This is a genomic window from Streptomyces sp. NPDC001219 (genome assembly GCF_053597915.1).
The window spans coordinates 1-2,615 of the sequence record NZ_JBSFJF010000153.1 but is presented as its reverse complement, the minus strand read 5'-3'; the positions used below and the strand labels follow the sequence as shown (position 1 = coordinate 2,615).

The following is a 2,615-nucleotide window of genomic DNA, read 5'->3' as shown; positions in this document are numbered from 1 at the left end:
ACGCGGACCTTCAGCCGAGGAGGACGCGCCAAGGCGAGTTGGTCGCGTGCCTCGCGGCGAAGGGTGTCGGCGAGGTCGTCCTTCACATCGGCGGTATCACGAAAGCCCACGCCGGCACGGACGGTGATGCGGCGCCGGCGCACCCGCACGCGCACCGTGCTGACCCCCGGGACACGCATGGCCGCGTCGCGCAGCAGCAGCGCCGCGCCCTTGCGCGCGAGTACGGCATGCATCCGAATGCGGCTGTTGTTCGGCACACGCAAGGGCAGTTGGTGCCGTAGGCCCGGGGTGAGGGCCAGGATGATGAGCCACAGGCCCAGGGCTGCGGCGACGGCGGCACCGGTGAGGAGCCAGAGGTTGCCGAGCGGGCGGGTGGCGAGTTCGGCGGTCAGGGTTGTCCACCATGCGGTGGCCCGGTGTCCGGCGCGTATCCAGATCGCTTCGAACAGCAGCGCCCCCGCTGCGAGCAGGATCAGCGAGGCGGCCAGGCAGGCGGGGATGCGACGCGCCGACCAGGGACGGCGGGAGCGGTCGTTCGCAGGCACACCGTGCTGCGCCGGCCCAGCGGGCCGGTCATGTGCCTCGGCCGGCTGCGATCGCGGGAGAGCGCCGCCGTGGCCGGGCGGGGCGTGTGGAGTGGGAGAAGTCATGATTCTCCTGTCGTGGCGCGGGCCGTGAGGTCATGCGGCCCGGCCTCGTCGCAGGCTTTCGCCGGAGACGAGCCGCTGGACGGAGACGGTGAGGTCGTCGATCCGCAGGCCGGTCAGGTCGGCCACCCGGTGGGCGATGTAGCGCCGGATCTCGCCGCAGGTGCGGGCGATGTCGACGGGGTAGGGCAGGTCCACGGAGACCTTCAGGCGTGCCGAGCCTTCGTGGACGGCGGCCGTGGAGTGCGCAGGGCCCAGGCCGAGACGAGCGGGTGGCCGGCCGGCGTGCCGGATGAGGGCTTCGCGTGCCGCCCGGACCGCGATGCGGGACACCACGGTCTCGGGGATCAGCGTCGCACCGCGCCGGGCGGGCGAGGGAAGCGAGGGAGCACGTGCGGTCTCAGCTTCCGTGCCGCTTCCCAGGGGAGGCGACGGGAGTTGGGCTGTCACCGGACTCGCCCGGTGTGCCCGGTGCGGTACGGCCCGGGGCTGTAAGTGCTGCGGGGGCGGTCGAAGGTCTCGCGGCGCCCGTCGTCCTCGCGGCTGTGTACGTAGTCGCTGACGTGCACGTCACTGCGCGTCAGGTGGCCGATGACCAGACCCACCAGGCCCATGGCGGCGACCACGAGGAAGGCCCCGAAGCCGCCGAAGAAGCCCGCGAAACCCAGGGTCAGACCGGTCAGGAGCCCCACCACGGTTGCGTTCATCGTTCCTTCACCCGCCTTGTGTTGCCGTCTCTTCCCGCGCGCCGTGCAGGCGTGGCCGGGAAGAGACCGGGGGAGGTCACTCCACCCGCTGCTCGCTGTCGTCTTCGTCGCCCGGTATGTCGATGTCGTTGACGGCGATGTTCACCTCGACGACCTCCAGGCCGGTCATCCGTTCCATCGCTGCGATGACATTGGTGCGGACGTCTGCGGCGACCTCGGTGATGGGGTAGCCGTAGTCGACGACCACGTTCAGGTCCACCGCCGCCTGGCGCTCGCCCACCTCGACGCTGGCACCGCGGGTGGCGCTGGGCTGCCCGCCGGGCATCCGCTCGCGGACGCCGCCGATGGCCCGGGCCATTCCGGAGCCGAGGTTGTGGATGCCCGGTACCTCGCGGGCCGCCATCCCGGCGATCTTCGCCGCGACGGTGTCCGCGATCGTGGTCCGGCCACGGCTCTCCGGAGAGAGGGTGCCTCGCTTCGGATCTTGCTGTGCCGTGGTCTCGTCGGTGGTCCTGAGCCCTTCCGAGACAGGGCGGAATGTCGCGTTCGTCATGGCGTTCTCCTGGGTGGAGTGGCACGGGCGCCGGATCGGTGCCCGTCACAAGATTGGACACGTATGGTGTGAAATCGTCACACTTATTTGTGGCCTGGATCACGTACGCTGGTCGGTGGCTGCCTGACGGGACCGGCGGCCAGGGAGCCGGCGGGGGACGGCGGGCCTCGCGGCTCGCGAGACGCCTCACGTAGGAAGCGAACAGTGGATGTGGAGCACGAGGGATTCTCGTCACCCCGGCACGCGGAGCCGCCTCCGTCCACCGGGGCGGAGCGTCCCGGTGAGCCGGATCTCGGGGACGTGGAGGACCGCATCCTGGTCGCCCGCGCCGCCGAAGGTGACGATGACGCCTTCGCGGTGCTCGTGCACCGCCACAGTGGGCCGCTGCTGGCCCTGGCGTACCACATGCTCGGCAATCTCTCGGATGCCGAGGAGGCTGTGCAGGACGGCTTCATCAGCGCATGGCGGCGTCTTCCCCAGTTCCGCAGGGACGCGGCGTTCCGCACGTGGATGTACCGCATCGTCACCAACCGATGCCTCAACGTCCGCCGCGGGCAGGCCCCTTCCGTCGCCCTTGAGACCGTTGCCGAGCCGGCGGCCCACGACGCCGGCGGCGAACCGGCCCGTGCTGCCGAAAGCACGGCAGCCACCGCTGCGTTGGCCCGAGCGCTCGCACACCTGCGGCCCGGACAGCGCGCCTGCTGGATT

Annotated in this window: 5 protein-coding genes; 1 reads left to right on the top strand and 4 read right to left on the bottom strand. The window is 71.2% G+C overall.

Going from position 1 to position 2,615, the window contains the following annotated elements:
• From ACWC9R_RS37005 to ACWC9R_RS36990, 4 genes are all read right to left on the bottom strand, one after another.
• The coding region (locus tag ACWC9R_RS37005; protein ID WP_450738271.1) for a DUF6286 domain-containing protein at positions 1 to 545 on the bottom strand (545 nt) is incomplete at its 3' end.
• A 135-nt stretch (positions 546 to 680) separates the two neighbouring features.
• Complete coding sequence (locus ACWC9R_RS37000) at positions 681 to 983, bottom strand: Asp23/Gls24 family envelope stress response protein (protein ID WP_450738269.1); 303 nt, start codon at positions 981 to 983, stop codon at positions 681 to 683.
• A gap of 110 nt (positions 984 to 1,093) precedes the next feature.
• The gene (locus ACWC9R_RS36995) at positions 1,094 to 1,354 is read right to left on the bottom strand and encodes a hypothetical protein (protein WP_450738267.1); all 261 of its coding nucleotides are present in this window, start codon (positions 1,352 to 1,354) and stop codon (positions 1,094 to 1,096) included.
• 76 nt (positions 1,355 to 1,430) lie between these two features.
• The gene (locus ACWC9R_RS36990) at positions 1,431 to 1,907 is read right to left on the bottom strand and encodes an Asp23/Gls24 family envelope stress response protein (RefSeq protein ID WP_450738266.1); all 477 of its coding nucleotides are present in this window, start codon (positions 1,905 to 1,907) and stop codon (positions 1,431 to 1,433) included.
• Positions 1,908 to 2,207: 300 nt separating this feature from the next.
• Between ACWC9R_RS36990 and ACWC9R_RS36985 the strand changes: the two genes are divergently transcribed.
• The coding region (locus tag ACWC9R_RS36985; protein ID WP_450738264.1) for an RNA polymerase sigma factor at positions 2,208 to 2,615 on the top strand (408 nt) is incomplete at its 3' end.

What these genes read in the sequence shown, in the direction of transcription:
- ACWC9R_RS36995 (WP_450738267.1), bottom strand. Translation starts at nt 1,354, where the DNA reads ATGAACGCAACCGTGGTGGGGCTCCTGACCGGTCTGACCCTGGGTTTC.
- ACWC9R_RS36990 (WP_450738266.1), bottom strand. Translation starts at nt 1,907, where the DNA reads ATGACGAACGCGACATTCCGCCCTGTCTCGGAAGGGCTCAGGACCACC.